The organism is Streptomyces sp. ST2-7A (genome assembly GCF_021390475.1).
Taxonomy (GTDB): Bacteria; Actinomycetota; Actinomycetes; order Streptomycetales; family Streptomycetaceae; genus Streptomyces.
This window is the reverse complement of the sequence record NZ_JAJUWS010000001.1, coordinates 170,115-187,929: the sequence shown is the minus strand read 5'-3', so window position 1 is coordinate 187,929 and position 17,815 is coordinate 170,115. Positions and strand designations below refer to the sequence as shown.

Annotated in this window: 13 protein-coding genes; 9 read left to right on the top strand and 4 right to left on the bottom strand. The window is 73.3% G+C overall.

Going from position 1 to position 17,815, the window contains the following annotated elements; all coding sequences use genetic code 11:
• The first annotated feature begins 646 nt into the window (after positions 1-646).
• From LZF96_RS00760 to groL, 3 genes are all read left to right on the top strand, one after another.
• On the top strand, positions 647-1,621 hold the full coding sequence (locus LZF96_RS00760; RefSeq protein WP_233864584.1) for a polysaccharide deacetylase family protein: 975 nt from the start codon (positions 647-649) through the stop codon (positions 1,619-1,621).
• A 281-nt stretch (positions 1,622-1,902) separates the two neighbouring features.
• Entirely contained in the window at positions 1,903-2,211 is a 309-nt protein-coding gene (gene groES / locus LZF96_RS00755; RefSeq protein ID WP_233864582.1) for a co-chaperone GroES, read from the top strand.
• 253 nt (positions 2,212-2,464) lie between these two features.
• Positions 2,465-4,093 (top strand): chaperonin GroEL, encoded by a 1,629-nt coding sequence (gene groL, locus LZF96_RS00750; RefSeq protein ID WP_233864580.1) that lies wholly within the window; start codon positions 2,465-2,467, stop codon positions 4,091-4,093.
• A 171-nt stretch (positions 4,094-4,264) separates the two neighbouring features.
• Here groL and LZF96_RS00745 read toward each other — a convergent pair whose 3' ends face one another.
• Both LZF96_RS00745 and LZF96_RS00740 read right to left on the bottom strand, forming a co-directional pair.
• Complete coding sequence (locus tag LZF96_RS00745) at positions 4,265-5,047, bottom strand: SDR family oxidoreductase (RefSeq protein ID WP_233864578.1); 783 nt, start codon at positions 5,045-5,047, stop codon at positions 4,265-4,267.
• Between the two features lie 318 nt (positions 5,048-5,365).
• Positions 5,366-5,680 (bottom strand): WhiB family transcriptional regulator, encoded by a 315-nt coding sequence (locus LZF96_RS00740; RefSeq protein WP_233864576.1) that lies wholly within the window; start codon positions 5,678-5,680, stop codon positions 5,366-5,368.
• A gap of 694 nt (positions 5,681-6,374) precedes the next feature.
• On the opposite strand from LZF96_RS00740, the gene LZF96_RS00735 reads away from it, so the two are divergent.
• From LZF96_RS00735 to LZF96_RS00720, 4 genes are all read left to right on the top strand, one after another.
• Complete coding sequence (locus LZF96_RS00735) at positions 6,375-6,986, top strand: response regulator transcription factor (RefSeq protein ID WP_143617800.1); 612 nt, start codon at positions 6,375-6,377, stop codon at positions 6,984-6,986.
• 430 nt (positions 6,987-7,416) lie between these two features.
• A complete protein-coding gene (gene shbA / locus LZF96_RS00730) occupies positions 7,417-7,992 on the top strand; it encodes an RNA polymerase sigma factor ShbA (protein WP_267940264.1) in 576 nt (191 codons plus the stop codon).
• Between the two features lie 146 nt (positions 7,993-8,138).
• A complete protein-coding gene (guaB, locus tag LZF96_RS00725) occupies positions 8,139-9,665 on the top strand; it encodes an IMP dehydrogenase (protein ID WP_233864575.1) in 1,527 nt (508 codons plus the stop codon).
• Positions 9,666-9,924: 259 nt separating this feature from the next.
• Complete coding sequence (locus LZF96_RS00720) at positions 9,925-11,040, top strand: GuaB3 family IMP dehydrogenase-related protein (protein WP_233864574.1); 1,116 nt, start codon at positions 9,925-9,927, stop codon at positions 11,038-11,040.
• 153 nt (positions 11,041-11,193) lie between these two features.
• On the opposite strand, the gene LZF96_RS00715 is transcribed toward LZF96_RS00720, so the two are convergent.
• On the bottom strand, positions 11,194-11,331 hold the full coding sequence (locus LZF96_RS00715; RefSeq protein ID WP_233864573.1) for a hypothetical protein: 138 nt from the start codon (positions 11,329-11,331) through the stop codon (positions 11,194-11,196).
• Positions 11,332-11,601: 270 nt separating this feature from the next.
• Positions 11,602-12,891 carry a nucleotide sugar dehydrogenase gene (locus LZF96_RS00710; RefSeq protein WP_233864567.1) on the bottom strand — a complete coding sequence of 430 codons (1,290 nt, stop codon included), beginning with the start codon at positions 12,889-12,891 and terminating at the stop codon, positions 11,602-11,604.
• A gap of 423 nt (positions 12,892-13,314) precedes the next feature.
• Here LZF96_RS00710 and LZF96_RS00705 point away from each other — a divergent pair, with 423 nt between their 5' ends.
• Complete coding sequence (locus LZF96_RS00705; RefSeq protein WP_233864565.1) at positions 13,315-15,039, top strand: glycerol-3-phosphate dehydrogenase/oxidase; 1,725 nt, start codon at positions 13,315-13,317, stop codon at positions 15,037-15,039.
• A gap of 413 nt (positions 15,040-15,452) precedes the next feature.
• The gene (locus LZF96_RS00700; RefSeq protein WP_233864563.1) at positions 15,453-17,714 is read left to right on the top strand and encodes a protein kinase; all 2,262 of its coding nucleotides are present in this window, start codon (positions 15,453-15,455) and stop codon (positions 17,712-17,714) included.
• Positions 17,715-17,815: the final 101 nt, after the last annotated feature.

Here is a 17,815-nt window from a genome sequence, read left to right as displayed (position 1 = left end):
CGGGGTGCGGTCGGGACGTGCGGGGGAGCGGGATGCGGCCACACGGGTCATTCTCCCGGGTCCGTGCGGAGGTGCTGCCGGGGGACGCGATGGGCCGATGGCACCATCCGTTTCCATGAATATCAGACAAGTAGTACAAAATGCTTTTAAGTCTGGTTCAGGCGGAGTGTCGGCCGACCGGCCCTCCCGGCGGGGTCGGTTCGGGCGGTTCCCCCGCCGCCCCCGCGCGGTCGCCGGGGAGCCGGTCGCCTCCACCACCTGCGCGGGACCCGCCGGTACCTCCTCCCGGGGAGCCGACCGGATCCGGCCGGTCCTGCGTCGCCTCCGCCCCCCGCTTCCGTCCGCCCTCCGGCGGCGTGCCCCCGATCGGCCGGTCGGGCGGAACGGGTCGGGGCCGGCCCGGGGCGTCTCCCCGCCCGCGGCCGCCGACCGGCCGCACGGCGCCCCGCCCCGGCCCGACGGGAGCGCCCTCCGCCTCCCGCTCCCCGGTGGCCGGGGCCGCCTCCGGCGGGGCGTCCGGGTTCCCCGGCGGCCGGGCTCCCGGGGCCTGCCGTGGCTGTGGCGGTCCCGCCGGGGCGGCCCCTTCAGCCCGGGGCCGGAGCGGCCCCGGGCGGGCATCCGGGGCCGCCCGCGCCGTCCCGGGCCGGTGGGCCTCACGGTCCTGGTCGTCCTGCTCTGCGCGCTGGCCGTCCCGCCGCTCCTCCTCGCCCGGGGCGACGGTGCCGGTGTCGGCGCCGCCGGCGCGGCACCCGATGGCACGGGGGGTGACGGGGGAGGGGAGGAGGGCCTGCCGGCCGCCCACGCGCCGGAGGCCCTGCGGGGCGAGCCGATGGTGGGGGCGCCGGGCCCCGCCGGGCTGCGGGCCGCCGGCGACGCCATGTTGGCCCGGGCCGAACGCATGGAGCGCATGGAGCGGCGTCGGATCGCCGCCGTCCGCACCTGGGGTGTGCGCATGCCGCCGTTGCGCCCGCCCGCCCCTCCGGAGAAGCGGACGTCCCTCGTCACCGAGCCCGGTCACATCTCCGGCGAGGGGCTGCCGCCGGTGATCACCCGGGTGCCCACCGAGGACCGGGTGGTCTTCCTGACCATCGACGACGGGGCGGAGAAGGACCCGAAGCTGCTGGAGATGACGCGGGAGTTGGAGATTCCCTACACGAGCTTCCTCTCCGACCACGTCGCCCGGAACGACTACGACTACTTCCGGCGGATGCGCGCGGACGGCAACGGTATCCACAACCACTCGATCAACCACCGGGAGATGCCGAAGCTGAGCCGGGCCGAGCAGAAGCGGGAGATCTGCCGGCAGCAGGACGTCCTGGAGAAGGAGATCGGCGAGCGGCCGACCATGTTCCGTCCGCCGTACGGGGCCTACGACCGCACCACGTTGGAGGTCGCCGCCGAGTGCGGCGTGGAGGTGGTGCCGCTGTGGGCGGAGGAGGCGTTCGCCGACCGGATGGAGTGGGGGCGCGGGGACCGGAAGTTCCACCCCGGCGACATCATCCTCACCCACTTCCGGGGGCCCGACGAGTGGAAGGGGACGATGCCCGACATGATCCGGCTGGTTCTCGACACCGCCACCGAACAGGGGTTCGCCCTGGCCCGATTGGAGGATTACATCTGAGGCGCGAATCGGGATGATCACCCGTTTCTCGGGCGCCGGGAGCGCTCCACCGGCGGATTCGGGCCCGTTCCGACACGTCGTGAATCGGCCGTCCACGGCGCGCGGCTGGCACTCTGGTTGACTGAGTGCTAACCACGTTCTAGGCTCAGGGCCGGCACTCTCCCACCGAGAGTGCCGGCGCAGCGCGACAGGTGGATCCGGCACCCGCGACGACGGGTCCCCCAGGTCGTGCCGCTTCCAGACATTGACCCCGTGAGATCTCCGAAGGGGGAGGTCGGATCGTGACGACCGCCAGCTCCAAGGTTGCCATCAAGCCGCTCGAGGACCGCATCGTGGTCCAGCCGCTCGACGCCGAGCAGACCACGGCCTCCGGCCTGGTCATCCCGGACACCGCGAAGGAGAAGCCCCAGGAGGGGACCGTCCTCGCCGTGGGCCCGGGTCGCTTCGAGGACGGCCAGCGCCTGCCGCTCGACGTCGGCGTCGGCGACATCGTGCTCTACAGCAAGTACGGCGGTACCGAGGTGAAGTACAACGGCGAGGAGTACCTCGTCCTCTCGGCCCGCGACGTGCTCGCGATCATCGAGAAGTAAGAAACGGGTCGGGACGCCACAACGCCCCGCGGGGCGTTGTGGCCGGGCGGTGACGCCCGGTCCACGACGTCCCGGGCCCGGTTCCGAGCGGTTCGCCGCCCGGTGCCGGGCCACCGTGTTCCCACCGCCGGCCGGGCGGGGGTGCGCGGGGACCGCGCGGGACCCGGGGAACGCCGGGCCCTCGGCCCGGTCCCCCTCACCGTCGGTCGGTCCGCCGTCAGCAGTCACGCAACGACAAGGGACATCCACCCCAATGGCGAAAACTCTGAAGTTCGACGAGGACGCCCGGCGCGCCCTCGAGCGCGGTGTCGACAAGCTCGCCGACACGGTGAAGGTGACCATCGGCCCCAAGGGCCGCAACGTGGTCATCGACAAGAAGTTCGGCGCCCCCACCATCACCAACGACGGCGTGACCATCGCCCGTGAGGTCGAGGTCGAGGACCCCTACGAGAACCTCGGCGTGCAGCTGGTCAAGGAGGTGGCGACCAAGACCAACGACATCGCGGGTGACGGCACCACCACCGCTACCGTGCTGGCCCAGGCCCTGGTCCGCGAGGGTCTGCGCAACGTCGCCGCCGGCGCCTCCCCGGCCGCCCTGAAGAAGGGCATCGACGCCGCCGTCAAGGCCGTCTCCGACGAGCTGCTCTCCGTCGCCCGGCCGATCGACTCCAAGGAGGACATCGCCGCCGTCGCCGCGCTGTCCGCCCAGGACGCGCAGGTCGGCGAGCTGATCGCCGAGGCCATGGACAAGGTCGGCAAGGACGGTGTCATCACCGTCGAGGAGTCCCAGACCTTCGGTCTGGAGCTGGACTTCACCGAGGGCATGGCCTTCGACAAGGGCTACCTGTCGCCCTACATGGTCACCGACCAGGAGCGCATGGAGGCCGTTCTCGACGACCCCTACATCCTCATCCACCAGGGCAAGATCGGCGCCATCGCCGACCTGCTGCCGCTGCTGGAGAAGATCATGCAGTCCGGCGGCTCCCGCCCGCTGCTGATCATCGCCGAGGACGTCGAGGGCGAGGCCCTGTCCACCCTGGTGGTCAACAAGATCCGCGGCACCTTCAACTCCGTCGCGGTCAAGGCCCCCGGCTTCGGTGACCGCCGCAAGGCGATGCTCGCCGACATGGCCTCCCTGACCGGTGCCACCGTCATCTCCGAGGAGGTCGGCCTCAAGCTCGACCAGGCCGGTCTCGACGTGCTGGGCTCCGCCCGCCGCGTGACCGTCACCAAGGACGACACCACCATCGTCGACGGTGCCGGTTCCGGTGAGGACGTGCAGGGCCGCATCGCCCAGATCAAGGCCGAGATCGAGACCACCGACTCGGACTGGGACCGCGAGAAGCTGCAGGAGCGCCTGGCCAAGCTGGCCGGTGGCGTGTGCGTCATCCGCGTCGGCGCCGCCACCGAGGTGGAGCTGAAGGAGAAGAAGCACCGCCTCGAGGACGCCATCTCCGCCACCCGCGCCGCGGTCGAGGAGGGCATCGTCTCCGGTGGCGGTTCCGCCCTGGTGCACGCCGCCAAGGTGCTCGCCGACGGCCTGGGCCGCACCGGCGACGAGGCCACCGGTGTCGGGGTGGTGCGCCGCGCCGTCGTCGAGCCGCTGCGCTGGATCGCCGAGAACGCCGGTCTGGAGGGCTACGTCATCACCTCCAAGGTGGCCGAACTGGACAAGGGCCAGGGCTTCAACGCCGCCACCGGTGAGTACGGCGACCTGGTGAAGGCCGGCGTCATCGACCCGGTCAAGGTCACCCGGTCCGCCCTGGAGAACGCCGCCTCCATCGCCTCCCTGCTGCTCACCACCGAGACCCTGGTGGTGGAGAAGAAGGAGGAGGAGTCGGAGACCGACGGTCACGGCCACGGTCACGGTCACTCCCACTGATCCGGCGCCGGTCCGGGGTTTCCCCCGGTACCGGTCCGATCGGCGGGAGTCCGCGCCGCACGCGTCCGGGGCCCCCGGCACCGACCCATCCGGTCGGCGTCGGGGGCCCCGGTGCGTTCACCGCCGCCACACCGCCCCGCGTCCCCGGCACGCGCGTCGTCCGCCGGGGACTCAGGAGTCCCGCCCCGGGCCGTACTTCCGCCCGGCCCGGGAGGAGACGCCGCCCAGCGCCCCGCGCGGGATCAGCTTCGCCGCGCCGACCAGTGCCTTGTAACGGGGGTCGGGGACCGAGAGCGACCGGCCGCGTGCCAGGTCCCGCAGCCCGGCGTCCACCACGCGGTCGGCGTCCAGCCACATCCAACCCGGGATGGACGAGGTCCCCATCCCGGCCCGCTGGTGGAACTCGGTGCGCACGAAGCCGGGGCACAACGCCATGATCCGCACCCCGCTGCCGGCCAGGTCCCGGGCCGCGCCCTGGGAGAACTGCACCACCCACGCCTTGGACGCCCCGTAGGTGCCGCGCGGCACGAACGCCGCCACCGAGGCGACGTTGACCACTCCGCCGCGTCCGCGCGAGCGCATCGGTTCCACCACGGCGGTGGTCAGCCGCAGCACGGCCTCGCAGTGCACGCGCAGCATCCGCAGTTCCTCGGCGATCGGCACGTCGGGGAAGCTCCCCTTGAGTCCGAAGCCGGCGTTGTTGACCAGTAGTTCCACCGGGTGGCGGCGATCGGCCAGCCGCTCCTCACAGGCGCCGATGCCCTCCTCGCCGGCCAGATCGGCGGTGAGCACGGCGACCTCCACCCCGTGGTGGTCGTGCAACTCGGCGGCCTGCCGTTCGAGTCGTTCGGTGTCGCGGGCGACCAGGACGAGGTTGTGGCCGTCGCGCGCCAGTCTGCGGGCGAACGCGGCGCCGATGCCGGCGGTGGCGCCGGTGATCAGTGCAGTCGTCATGAAAGGAAGGTAGCCCCTGTCCCCGTGCCGGCGGCAGGTGGGCGCGTGCCGGCCGGGGGAAGGTTTCATCGGGCGGTCACCCCGCGCCTCCGGGAGCGCCCGGGCGCTCCCGGTCGGGAACGGGCGGAACGGGCGGAGGAGGGGCGCCGCGGGACGACGGGCGTCGGGCTTCCGGGCATCCGGGCATCCGGGCATCCGGGGACGGTCGCCCGGCCGTCGGCACCCGGGTTCGGTCGGGACGCCGTGTCGGAGGAGCCGTGCGGCGGGAGCCCCGCCGGAACGGTTTCGCCGAACGAGCCGCGGGATCGGGCCCGGGGCTCAGTGGGGGTGGCCGCCGGCCATGCGGACCAGACCGCGTCGTGCGCGTCCGAGCAGTTCCTCGCGCTCGTCCTCGGTCAGGCCGCCCCAGACCCCGTAGGGCTCGCGGACGGTCAGGGCGTGAGCCGCGCACTCGGCGCGGACCGGGCAGCGCATGCAGACCTCCTTGGCGGAGGCCTCGCGAGCGGTGCGGGCGGCGCCGCGTTCCCCTTCCGGGTGGAAGAAGAGAGAGCTGTCCACACCGCGACAGGCGGCCAGCAGTTGCCAGTCCCAGAGATCCGCGTTGGGGCCCGGAAGGCGGGAGAAGTCTGCCATGAGTATCCCCTCGAGTACGTGCAGTGTGCCGCTGTGGTGGTGCCGGTCGGCCGTCGGTCCGGTGCGGGGGTGTGGGGCTGGGGAGGGTGGGGTCGGCGGATCGGTACCGGCGTCTTCCGCGAGGAAGGCGAATGTAAATATGACTACCAGCCGAATATAGACATATAAGCATTGGCCACCGCAAGCATCTCCAAATGGTGCAAAAACGAATGTTCGGCGTGTCGGCGACGATCACCCTGTCGCGTCACCGTGACGTCACGTAGGGTGGTGATCATTCGGTGGAGGATCCACCCGGAAAGCGGGGGTCGGGCGTTCCCGTCATCGCGCCTGCCCGGTCGACCGACCCCGACACCGTCGCGGGCCCAACCGCCCCAACCTTTTCGACTTCTTGACCCTTTCGTCCCTCGGGCACCCGGATCCCGGTGCTGCGCCGACCGGGCCCCGGGTCGGTCGGCGCCGCCGTACCGGCTCGTGGATCCGGTCGGTGTCGCACCCCGGGTGCCCGGTGCCGGGCACCTGTCCGGCCGATGAACGTCCCGTGAGAGACCCGTAACTCTTTCGGGTGACCGTCGTTGAGAGAGCGAGGCGGGTGGCACAGGCTTCGGGTTCGCGGACCCGGCCCCATCCGCACGGTGAGACCTGCACGACAGCCTGGAGGTTCCAAGGTGATGCGCATCAGCTGCGGAGGGCGGTCATGACTTCCGTCCTCGTCTGCGACGACTCCCCCCTGGCCAGGGAAGCGCTCCGCCGCGCCGTGGCCACCGTGCCCGGCGTGGAGCGGGTGACGACCGCGGCCAACGGCGAGGAGGTCCTCCGCCGATGGAGCGCCGATCGCTCCGATCTCATCCTGATGGATGTCCGGATGCCGGGCCTGGGGGGTGTGGAGACCGTTCGTCGACTGTTGTCGGCGGACCCCGGCGCGCGCATCATCATGCTGACCGTGGCCGAGGACCTGGACGGCGTGGCGCTCGCGGTGGCCGCCGGAGCCCGTGGCTACCTGCACAAGGACGCCTCCCGCGCCGAACTGCGGGCCACGGTCACCCAGGCCCTGGCCGACCCGACCTGGCGACTCGCCCCGCGTCGGCTGCGCTCCTCGGACATGGGAGCCGCCCCGACCCTCACGGCGCGCGAGATCCAGGTGCTCGAGGGGATGAGCCACGGTCGCTCCAACGCCGAGATCGGCCGCGAGTTGTTCCTCTCCGAGGACACCGTCAAGACCCACGCCCGACGGCTGTTCAAGAAGTTGGGCGCCTCGGACCGGGCACACGCCGTCGCGCTGGGCTTTCGTTGGGGTCTGGTGCGCTGACCCGGTGCCCCGGGGGGGTCGGCGGGCCCGATCCCGGACCCGCCCGGGGCCGAAACGTTCCCGCGTGCCGCATGCTGGAGGCATGACGCTTCCCGGTGACGAGACGGCCAGGCGTGAGGGGAGGGCCCGGGACATGACGGTCGACACCCGAGTGAAGCACGCCGTCCGCAGACGCCCCGGGGCGTCTGCGGACGGCGTGCCGGACTCCCCGACCGATACCGGCGGCGTCGCCGGTATCGGCGACGACCCCCTCGGCGGTCCGGCCGCCGGTTCCCCCGGGGCGGGGACGCACCTCGACCCCATCCCCCGTTCGGGGGATGGGTGCGACGGTCGCGGACCGGTGGAGACGGGGAACCGGAGCGGTAACAACTCGGTGCACAACTCCGCTCACGGTGACTCGAACACCGGAGCGGGGGTGCACCATGGGGGGATGCGCGAAGACGAGAGCCCGGCGATCGGCGCTCTCGTCCGGTGTGCGGCGCAGGGGGACCCCCGTGCCACCCACGACCTGCTGGCCCTGGTCCACCCCCTGGCGCTGCGCTACTGCCGCACCCGGTTGAACCGGTTGCCCGGCGACGCCCGGCACCTGGTGGACGACCTGGCGCAGGAGGTCTGCCTGGCCGTGCTCTGCGCACTGCCCCGCTACCGCGACACCGGTCGGCCCTTCGAGGCCTTCGTGGTGGCCATCGCCCAGCACAAGGTGGCGGATCTCCAGCGCGCCGCCCTGCGCCGGCCCGGCAGTACCGCGGTTCCCTCCGACGAGATGCCCGAGCGGCCGGACGACTCGCTCGGCCCCGAGGAGCGGGCCCTGCTCAGCAGCGACGCCGAGTGGGCCAAGAACCTGCTGGACGAACTCCCCGACCACCTCCGCCGACTGGTCGTGCTCCGGGTCGCGGTCGGTCTGACCGCCGAGGAGACCGGACGGCGACTGGGCATGTCGCCGGGGGCCGTCCGGGTGGCCCAGCACCGCGCGCTCAGCCGCTTGCGGGCCCTCGCCGACCGCTGAGGTTCCCGGCGGACACGCGGGCGACGGGCCCGGCCCGCCGGTCGCGCGCCCGACGGGGCGACCGCCCCTCCCGCCGCCGGCCCGGTGGATCGGGCGCAGGCACTACCATGGTGGTTCGGGTCGGGCAAGAGCTGTGGAAGGGTGTCATGACCAATAACGCCGACGGAGCAACCCGCGCGGTGGCGGAGGTTCCCGAGAAGTTCGCCCCCCTGGGGCTGACGTTCGACGACGTCCTGTTGCTGCCCGGTGCCGCGGACATGACGCCGGAGGACATCGACACCTCCTCCCGGATCTCCCGCAACGTGCGGGTCAACATCCCCCTGCTCTCCGCGGCCATGGACCGGGTGACCGAGGTCAGGATGGCCATCGCGATGGCCCGCCAGGGCGGTGCGGGCGTGCTCCACCGCAACCTCTCCATCGAGGACCAGGCCGCGAAGGTCGACGAGGTCAAGCGCTCCGAGTCCGGCATGGTGACCGACCCGATCACCATCCGCCCGGACGCCACCCTGGGCGACGCCGACGAGATCTGCGGCCGGTACCGCATCAGCGGCGTCCCGGTCACCGACGCCGCGGGCAAGCTGCTGGGCATCGTCACCAACCGCGACATGGCCTTCGAGACCGACCACACCCGGCAGGTCCGCGAGGTCATGACACCGATGCCGCTGGTCACCGGCAAGGTCGGCATCTCCGGCCCCGAGGCCATGGAACTGCTGCGCCGGCACAAGATCGAGAAGCTGCCCCTGGTGGACGGCGCCGGGATGCTGCGCGGTCTGATCACGGTCAAGGACTTCGTGAAGGCCGAGAAGTACCCGCGCGCCGCCAAGGACTCCGAGGGCCGGCTGATCGTCGGTGCGGCGGTCGGCGTGGCCGGCGACGCCTACGAGCGGGCCGAGGCGCTGATCGAGGCGGGCGTCGACTTCATCGTCGTGGACACCGCGCACGGCCACTCCAAGCTCGTGCCGGACATGACCGCCAAGATCAAGTCCAACTACTCCTCCGTGGACGTCGTGGCGGGCAACGTCGCCACCCGCGACGGCGCGCAGGCCCTGGTGGACGCCGGTGCCGACGCCGTCAAGGTGGGGGTGGGCCCGGGGTCCATCTGCACCACCCGGGTGGTGGCCGGCGTGGGCGTGCCGCAGATCACCGCCATCCACGACGCCGCGCTCGCGGCCCGGGCCGCCGGTGTGCCGGTGATCGGCGACGGCGGCCTGCAGTACAGCGGCGACATCGCCAAGGCCCTGGTCGCCGGCGCCGACACGGTGATGCTCGGCAGCCTGCTGGCGGGCTGCGAGGAGTCGCCGGGCGAGCTGCGCTTCATCAACGGCAAGCAGTTCAAGTCCTACCGGGGCATGGGGTCGCTCGGCGCCATGCGCAGCCGGGGGGAGACCCGGTCCTTCTCCAAGGACCGGTACTTCCAGGAGGGCGTCACCGACGACGAGAAGCTGGTGCCCGAGGGCGTCGAGGGCCAGGTGCCCTACCGGGGTCCGCTGGCATCGGTGGTACAGCAGCTCATCGGCGGTCTGAACCAGTCGATGTACTACCTCGGCTGCCGCACGGTGCCGGAACTGAAGTCCGAGGGCCGCTTCGTGCGGATCACCGCGGCCGGGCTCAAGGAGAGCCACCCGCACGACATTCAGATGACCACCGAGGCGCCGAACTACACCAGCCGCTGAGCGTGTGCGGGCCCGTGCGGCCGGCCGGTACCCGCCGACCGACCGCACGGGCCCCGTCACGTCACGGCACGGTGGGCGGGGCTCGTGGGAGGCGCGGCGTGCCCGGGACGGACATGCGCCCCCGCCGCCCGGCCGGGAATACCCCGGGCCGGGAATACTGGGGTCCGCCCGGGCACGGTGGCGAGGCGCCGACCGGGCCGGACATGGACGGCGGCGCACACCCGTGCGCGCCGGGGCACAGCAGGAAGGGTTCGAGCACGTGACTGAGATCGAGATCGGTCGGGGCAAGCGCGGCCGGCGGGCGTTCGCCTTCGACGACATCGCCGTGGTGCCCAGCCGCCGCACCCGCGACCCCAAGGAGGTCTCGATCGCCTGGCAGATCGACGCCTACCGCTTCGAGTTGCCCTTCCTCGCCGCGCCGATGGACTCCGTGGTCTCCCCGGCCACCGCCATCCGGATCGGCGAGATGGGCGGCCTGGGCGTCCTCAACCTCGAAGGGCTGTGGACCCGCCACGAGGACCCCGAGCCGCTGCTCGCCGAGATCGCCGAGCTGGAGGGGGTCGACGCCAACCGTCGGCTGCAGGAGATCTACGCCGCGCCCATCCGCGAGGAACTGATCGGCCGTCGCATCCGCGAGGTGCGGGAGGCCGGCGTGGTCACCGCCGCCGCCCTCTCCCCGCAGAACACCGCGCAGTTCTCCAAGGCCGTGGTGGACGCGGGTGTCGACCTGTTCGTGATCCGGGGCACCACCGTCTCCGCCGAACACGTCTCCTCGGCCGCCGAGCCGCTGAACCTCAAGCAGTTCATCTACGAGCTGGACGTACCGGTGATCGTGGGCGGCTGCGCCACCTACACCGCAGCCCTGCACCTGATGCGCACCGGCGCGGCGGGCGTGCTGGTGGGCTTCGGCGGCGGCGCCGCCCACACCACCCGCAACGTGCTGGGCATCCAGGTGCCGATGGCCACCGCGGTGGCCGACGTGGCCGCCGCCCGGCGGGACTACCTCGACGAGTCCGGCGGCCGGTACGTGCACGTGATCGCGGATGGCGGCGTGGGCTGGTCCGGCGACCTGCCCAAGGCCATCGCCTGCGGCGCCGACGCGGTGATGATGGGCTCCCCGCTGGCCCGGGCCAACGACGCGCCCGGCCGCGGCCACCACTGGGGCATGGAGGCCGCGCACGAGGAGCTGCCGCGCGGCAAGAAGGTGCACCTGGGCACGGTGGGCACCACCGAGGAGATCCTGCTCGGCCCCTCCCGCATCCCGGACGGCTCGATGAACTTCTTCGGGGCGCTGCGCCGGGCCATGGCGACCACCGGTTACTCCGAGCTGAAGGAGTTCCAGCGGGTCGAGGTGATGGTGGCGCGCTCGCGCTGACCCGCTTCCCTCCGGGCCCTCCGGGTCCGGGAACGCGTCGACGGCTCCGCCCCCGGTGTTCGCCGGGGACCGGAGCCGTCGTGGTGGGATCGTCGTGCCGGAGGCGGCGTGTCGTGGCCCGTCCCGGTGGGGTCCGGGCCCTCCGGGCGCGGATCAACCGGTGGGCGGCACGCCCGATCCGGCGTAGATCACCCGCCGGCAACTGCGACAGACCTTGTCGGTGCCCACCCGGGTCAGCTCCCGGTGCCGGCAGTGGGTGGGGCCGGTCGGCCCCGGTCGTCCGGTGCTCATGCGCGCCTCCGTCGGGTCGTTCTCCCCGCGCCGGGGTACCGGCCCCGGCGGTCGGTCGGCGCCGGCGGTCCTCCCGGTACGGATCGGGGCCGCGCACCTCGGATCACGGGGGGTGATCGATGGGCTTTCGTCACGCGGGGTGATCGATCGCGTGCCCCTCGGGAACGTTCTACCCCTTTTCGCACCGCACGTCACATGGAATGCCTCCCGGAGGGCGACGAACGGCGATCCGGTGGGCGTCGCCGCGCCGGCGGGACATCGCGCGAGGCGTCACAGACGGTGGGCCGAACCGGTGGGCGTGACGCCCCGGGTATCCAGCAACAGGGGCGCCTTGGCTGCCAGCCCCTGGAGGTCGTAGACCGAGTGCGCCTGGAGCAGCAGGGTCAGATCGGCGCCGGCGGCGGCCTCGTGGGGCGTGTCCGCGCGCGGCACCCGGCACCCGGCGGGGGCCCAGTGCGGGACGTGCGGATCGTGGTAGCTCAGGCGGGCGCCGCCCTCCAGCAGGCGGTGGGCGATCTCGTCGGCGGGGGAGCCGGTGCGGTCGGCGGTGTCGGCGCGGTGGGTGACGCCCAACAGCAGGATCCGGGCGTCGCGCACGGACTTGCCGTGGTCGTTGAGCAGCGCGCCCACCCGGTCGGTGACGTAGCCGGGCATCCGCTCGTTGACCGAATGCGCCAGTTCCACCATGCGCGGCGATCCGCCGGGGCCCCGGCGCACGCCGGGCAGTCGGCCGGGGTCGATGGCCGGCCGGGGCCCGCCGGGGCCGGGCCGGTGGGCGGATGGGCCGGAGGGGTGGGTCTCCGCGCACCGCAGCACGTCCCACACGTCCACCCCCAGGTCGTGGCAGGCCATGGCCAGCTCGTTGACCAGGGCGGTGTTGACCTGTCGGAGGTTGGTCTCCAGGATCGTGACGGTCTCCGCCTCCAGGGTGCCCCGGGCGCGGACGATCTTCGGCGTCGTCCCGGGTCGGCCGTTCCGTTCACCGCCCGCCAATCGGGTGTAGAAGGCGGCGGCGGCCTCGGTGCAGGCGGGGGTGTGGCCGCCGATGACCCGGGGTGGGGGGAGGGCGTGCGGCGGGCGGGCCTCCGGGTCGGTGCGCGCGGGGGAGTGGGCCAGATGGAACCCGCGCCCGGCGCGCAGGCCGGAGCCCTCCTCCAGCAGCGCGCGAATCGGGCCGGCGGTGGTGCCGGGGGCGACGGGCGAGGTGACGACCACCAGGGCGCCGGGACGCAGGCGGGGGGCGAGCAGGCGGGCGGCGGCGCACAGGGGGGCGGGGTCGGGCACGCCGTCCGGTCCGGGATCGGTGGGGGAGCAGAGCAGGGCGACGCGGACCCGATCGAGGTCGGCGGGGTCGGCGGTGCCGGTGAACCCGGCGGCGAGCATCCGGCGGACCTCGGCCGTGGTGAGCACGCCCTCGATCGGCGACCGGCCGGCGGTCAGGGTCGCGACGACGGCCGGGTCGGGGTCCCAGCCGAGGGTGGCGAGGCCCGCCGAGACGGCGGTGCGGACGGCGGGAAGTCCGAGATGTCCCAGGCCGAGGACGGTGAGATCTGCGGGCACGGAGGGGGCACCCCTTCCCGGATCGAGTACCACAAGGTGAGGTCAGCTTAAGCGGATATATGACAGATTCGGTGGATTGTCCCGTCGGGCGTCGCCACGCCACCGACCCCGTCCCGATGAACCCCGTCCCGGCGACCGCTCCCGACCGCATCCCGGCGGAACCCACCCCGACGGTCCGTTCCCCACTCCGTTCACGGGGTTCACGGGGCTCGCCGGCTCGTCTCCCCATCCCATCCCCCCCATCGAGTTCACCGGCCCGACCCACCGACTCGACCGGCACGACGGGACGACACCTCCCGAATGGGGCACCATCGACAAAGGGGCCCGTCCCGGGCGCCCCCGCGCGCACCACCCCGCGCGCCCCTTCCACCCGACACCCCGGGCATCTTCCACGCCATCACTTCTCTCCCCAAGGAGGCACCGGTGAAGACAGCGGTCATGGGACCGGCCGAACGCGGAGCGGCCCTCGCCGCCATGGCCGGCCGCGAACTGGACGTCCTGGTGATCGGTGGCGGGGTGGTGGGAGCCGGTACCGCCCTGGACGCCGCCACCCGCGGCCTGTCCACCGGCCTGCTCGAGGCCAGGGACTGGGCGTCCGGCACCTCCAGCCGTTCCAGCAAACTCGTCCACGGCGGCCTGCGCTACCTGGAGATGCTCGACTTCGCACTGGTCCGCGAAGCCCTCAAGGAACGCGGCCTGCTGCTCGAACGCCTCGCCCCCCACATCGTCAAGCCGGTGCCCTTCCTGTACCCCCTGCGGGGCCGCGGCTGGGAACGTCTCTACGCCGGATCGGGCGTCGCGCTCTACGACGGCATGTCGCTGTCCTCCGGCCACGGACGGGGCCTGCCCGTCCACCGCCACCTCTCCCGCCGTCGGGCCCTGCGGGTCGCCCCCTGTCTGCGCCGCGACTCCCTGGTCGGCGCCCTCCAGTACTACGACGCGCAGACCGACGACGCCCGGTTCGTGACCGCCCTGGTCCGCACCGCCGCCTCCTACGGCGCCCACTGCGCCAACCGCGCCCGGGTCACCGACTTCCTCCGGGAGGGCGAACGGGTGGTCGGGGTGCGCGTCCTGGACCTCGAGGACGGCACCGGGGAGGACCGCTTCCGCGCGTACGAGATCCGGGCCCGACAGGTCGTCAACGCGACCGGGGTGTGGACCGACGACACCCAGTCCCTGATCGCCGAGCGCGGGCAGTTCCACGTCCGGGCCTCCAAGGGCATCCACCTGGTGGTGCCCAAGGACCGCATCCACTCCTCCACCGGCCTGATCCTGCGCACCGAGAAGAGCGTCCTGTTCGTCATCCCCTGGGGCCGGCACTGGATCGTCGGCACCACCGACACTCCCTGGGACCTGGACAAGGCCCACCCGGCCGCCTCCGCCGCCGACATCGACTACCTGCTGGAACACGTCAACTCCGTGCTCTCCGTCCCCCTCGGCCGGGACGACGTCCAGGGCGTCTACGCGGGCCTGCGCCCGCTGCTCGCCGGGGAATCCGACGCCACCAGCACGCTCTCGCGCGAGCACACCGTGGCCCACCCCGTGCCCGGCCTGGTGGTCGTGGCGGGCGGCAAGTACACCACCTACCGGGTGATGGCCAGGGACGCCGTGGACGCCGCCGTGCACGGTCTGGACCACCGGGTCGCCCCGTCCTGCACGGAGGAGATCCCCCTCGCCGGCGCCGAGGGCTACCACGCGCTGTGGAACGCCCGGGCCCGCACCGCCGCCCGCACCGGGCTGCACGTCGCCCGGATCGAGCACCTGCTCAACCGATACGGCTCGCTCGCCGAGGAGGTGTTGGCGCTCGTCGCCGAACGGCCGGAGCTGGGCGAACCGCTCCCCGCCGCCGACGACTACCTCAAGGCCGAGGTGGTGTACGCCTGTTCGCACGAGGGGGCGCGACACCTGGAGGACGTGCTGACCCGCCGCACCCGGGCCTCCATCGAGACCTTCGACCGCGGCACCCGCAGCGCCCGCGAGTGCGCGGAGCTGATGGCCGGGGTGCTGGGCTGGGACCAGCGGCAGATCGATCTCGAGGTGGAGCACTACGAGAAGCGGGTGCAGGCCGAGCGCGAGTCCCAGCTCCAGCCGGACGACCGCACCGCCGACGCCGCGCGACTCGGCGCCCCCGACACCGTTCCGCTGTGACGCTGTGACGCTGTGACGCTGTGACGCTGTGACGCTGTGACACGGCGACACGGCGACGCTGTGACACGGTGGTCCGTCACGGTCGACCGGGGGGTGACGGGTGACGGAGCGTCACACGTCACCTCCCGGATCCCCCGGGTCGCCCTGCGTCCCGGGCCCCCCGTACGGCCGGTGAACGCGCCTCCGTACGGGGGGAATCCGCGCCGCCCCTGCCGCACCCACCCACCCGGGATGGGCGACAATGACTCCGGACGCCGGAGGGGACACAACGCATGGGTCAGCACAACGGGGAGAACGGGGCGCGCGATGGCGTGACCCCGACGCGACCCCCGAGCGAGAACGGATCGGCGGGGACATCGCCCCGGGAGTCGGGAAGCGCCGACCGGAACGAGGGCACCACGGGGCCGGGGACGGTGAACGACCATACGGGGGAAACGGGTTCCTCCGGTGCGGCGGTGCCGCCCGCCCGCAGGTCGGGCGCCCGGGACCGGGACGCCGTGCCCGCCCCGGACGAGGGGGGCGCCGTGCCCGCCCCGCGACCCGCCGGTGCGACCGGCGCCCGCACCGGGCTCCGCAAGGCGGGTGACTCCCCGGAGGGTGAGGGCGAACCGGCATCGGACGGTGCGGACGCTTCCGTCGACGCCGCCGCCCCCGCCGTGGACACTCCCCGCACCCCCGAGCTGCCCCCCGACGAGGGCTCGACCACCGCCGTCGTGTCCCCGCCCGCGGGGGCACGCCTGCTCAGCGGTCGCTACCGGCTCGGCGACGTCGTCGGCCGGGGCGGCATGGGCACCGTCTGGCACGCCACCGACGAGATCCTGGCCCGCGCCGTCGCGGTGAAGGAACTGCGCCTGCCGCCCGGCGTGGACGACGCCGAGCGCCGCCGGCTGGTCACCCGGACCCACCGGGAGGCCAAGGCGATCGCGGCGATCCGCAGCCGTGGTGTGGTCACCGTCTACGACGTGGTCGACGACGGCTCGCGGCCGTGGATCGTCATGGAGTTGATCGAGGGCCGCTCCCTGGCCGAGGTCATCCGCGAGGACGGCCCGATGTCCCCCACCCGGGCGGCGGAGATCGGTCTGGCCGTGCTGGACGTGTTGAGCGCCGCCCACGAGCGCGGCATCCTGCACCGCGACGTCAAGCCCTCCAACGTGCTCGTCTCCGAGCCCGACGGCCGGGTCGTGCTCACCGACTTCGGCATCGCGAAGGTGGAGGGCGACCCCTCCATCACCTCCACCGGCATGTTGGTCGGCGCCCCCTCCTACATCTCCCCCGAGCGGGCGCGTGGCGAGAACCCCGGCCCGGCCGCCGACCTGTGGTCGCTGGGCGCTCTGCTGTACTGCGCGGTCGAGGGGCGGCCCCCCTACGACCGTGGCGGCCCCATCGCCACCCTCTCGGCCGTGATGAACGATCCGTTGGACCCGCCGCGTTCGGCGGGCCCGCTGGAGGAGGTCATCGTCGGGCTGCTCACCAAGGACACCACCGACCGGTTGGACGAGGACGGGGCGCGGCGTGCCCTGCTGGCCGCCCGGAAGGCGGCGTCCGGTGAGGGCTCGGGCGGTTCCGAGACCATGACATTCGGTCGGGCCGGTACCGCCGCCGCCCACGCGACCGCCCACCCCGCCGGAAGCGACTCCGGCGGTACCCCGGCGTCCGCCGGGGACACCGCGAAGCCGCCGGTCGACGACCCCCGTGCCCCGGCCCGCCCTTCGACCGCTCCGTCGACCGGGCACGCGGGGTCGCCCTCGGCGAGCACCGGCCACGGGAACACCGGTACCGGCGACCGGACCTCGGCCCTCGCCGAGGGCGGCCCCGCCCGTCCCGACGACGCCGAGCGGCGTCGCCGCCTGATGCTCGGCGCCGCGATCCTGCTCCTCCTCGCCGTCCTGGCCGCGATCCTGATCATCGTCCTCCCCCGCGGTGACGACACCGACGGCGCCGCCGGGAGCGGCTCCCCCGACACCTCCGAGGAGGCCGACACCGCCCCCGGTGACGAGGGCGCCGACCCGGAGGGGAGAGCCGGGGAGGACGAGGAGGCGGACGCCGGCACGGACCCGGCCCCCGGCGACACCGACCCGGACACGGACGCCCCGGACACCACGGAATCCGACGGTCCGGCCGACTCCGACGAGGACGGCGGCGACGCGGGGGAGGCCCCCGCCACGTCCGACCCCGGCGGTGACGGTGCCGAGGGTGACGGTGCCGAGGGTGACGTGCCGGACGGTTTCACCGTGATCACCAACGAGCGCTACCGGTTCTCCCTGGCCCTGCCCGACGGTTGGGCGCAGACCGGCACCGCCGGCCGGGACTCCGGCGCCATCCACAGCGCCCCCGGCGGCGGACCGCCCAAGGTGCAGGTGGACTTCACCCCCACGCCGCAGGCGAACGCCGAATCCTCCTGGCGGGTCCTGGAGCCCGCCGTGCGGGGAAGCAGCCCGGGCTACGAGCACATCGACATCGGGTCGGTCGAGTGGCGGGGCTACCCGACCGTCGCGGACTGGCAGTTCGTCAGGAACGAGGGCGGGCAGCGGGTGCGGATCCTCAACCGGGGCTTCCGGGTGGACGACAACAGGGGTTACGCCATCATGATCACCTGTGCCGAGACCGGCTGGGACGACGAGGAGTGCCGCACCATTCGGGACACCGCCCTGGCCACATTCAGGCCATTGGACTGACCCGGAGTTGACACTTCGTGGGCGTGGTATGCCCATGGCACGTATCGTGTGCATCCGGTCTCCGTGGTCGCGCGACGCACGGGTCCGGCGGGACGATCGGG

What these genes read in the sequence shown, in the direction of transcription:
- shbA (WP_267940264.1), top strand. Translation starts at nt 7,417, where the DNA reads ATGCGCGAAGACGAGAGCCCGGCGATCGGCGCTCTCGTCCGGTGTGCG.
- groL (WP_233864580.1), top strand. Translation starts at nt 2,465, where the DNA reads ATGGCGAAAACTCTGAAGTTCGACGAGGACGCCCGGCGCGCCCTCGAG.
- LZF96_RS00740 (WP_233864576.1), bottom strand. Translation starts at nt 5,680, where the DNA reads ATGGCAGACTTCTCCCGCCTTCCGGGCCCCAACGCGGATCTCTGGGAC.
- LZF96_RS00715 (WP_233864573.1), bottom strand. Translation starts at nt 11,331, where the DNA reads ATGAGCACCGGACGACCGGGGCCGACCGGCCCCACCCACTGCCGGCAC.
- LZF96_RS00745 (WP_233864578.1), bottom strand. Translation starts at nt 5,047, where the DNA reads ATGACGACTGCACTGATCACCGGCGCCACCGCCGGCATCGGCGCCGCG.
- guaB (WP_233864575.1), top strand. Translation starts at nt 8,139, where the DNA reads ATGACCAATAACGCCGACGGAGCAACCCGCGCGGTGGCGGAGGTTCCC.
- LZF96_RS00735 (WP_143617800.1), top strand. Translation starts at nt 6,375, where the DNA reads ATGACTTCCGTCCTCGTCTGCGACGACTCCCCCCTGGCCAGGGAAGCG.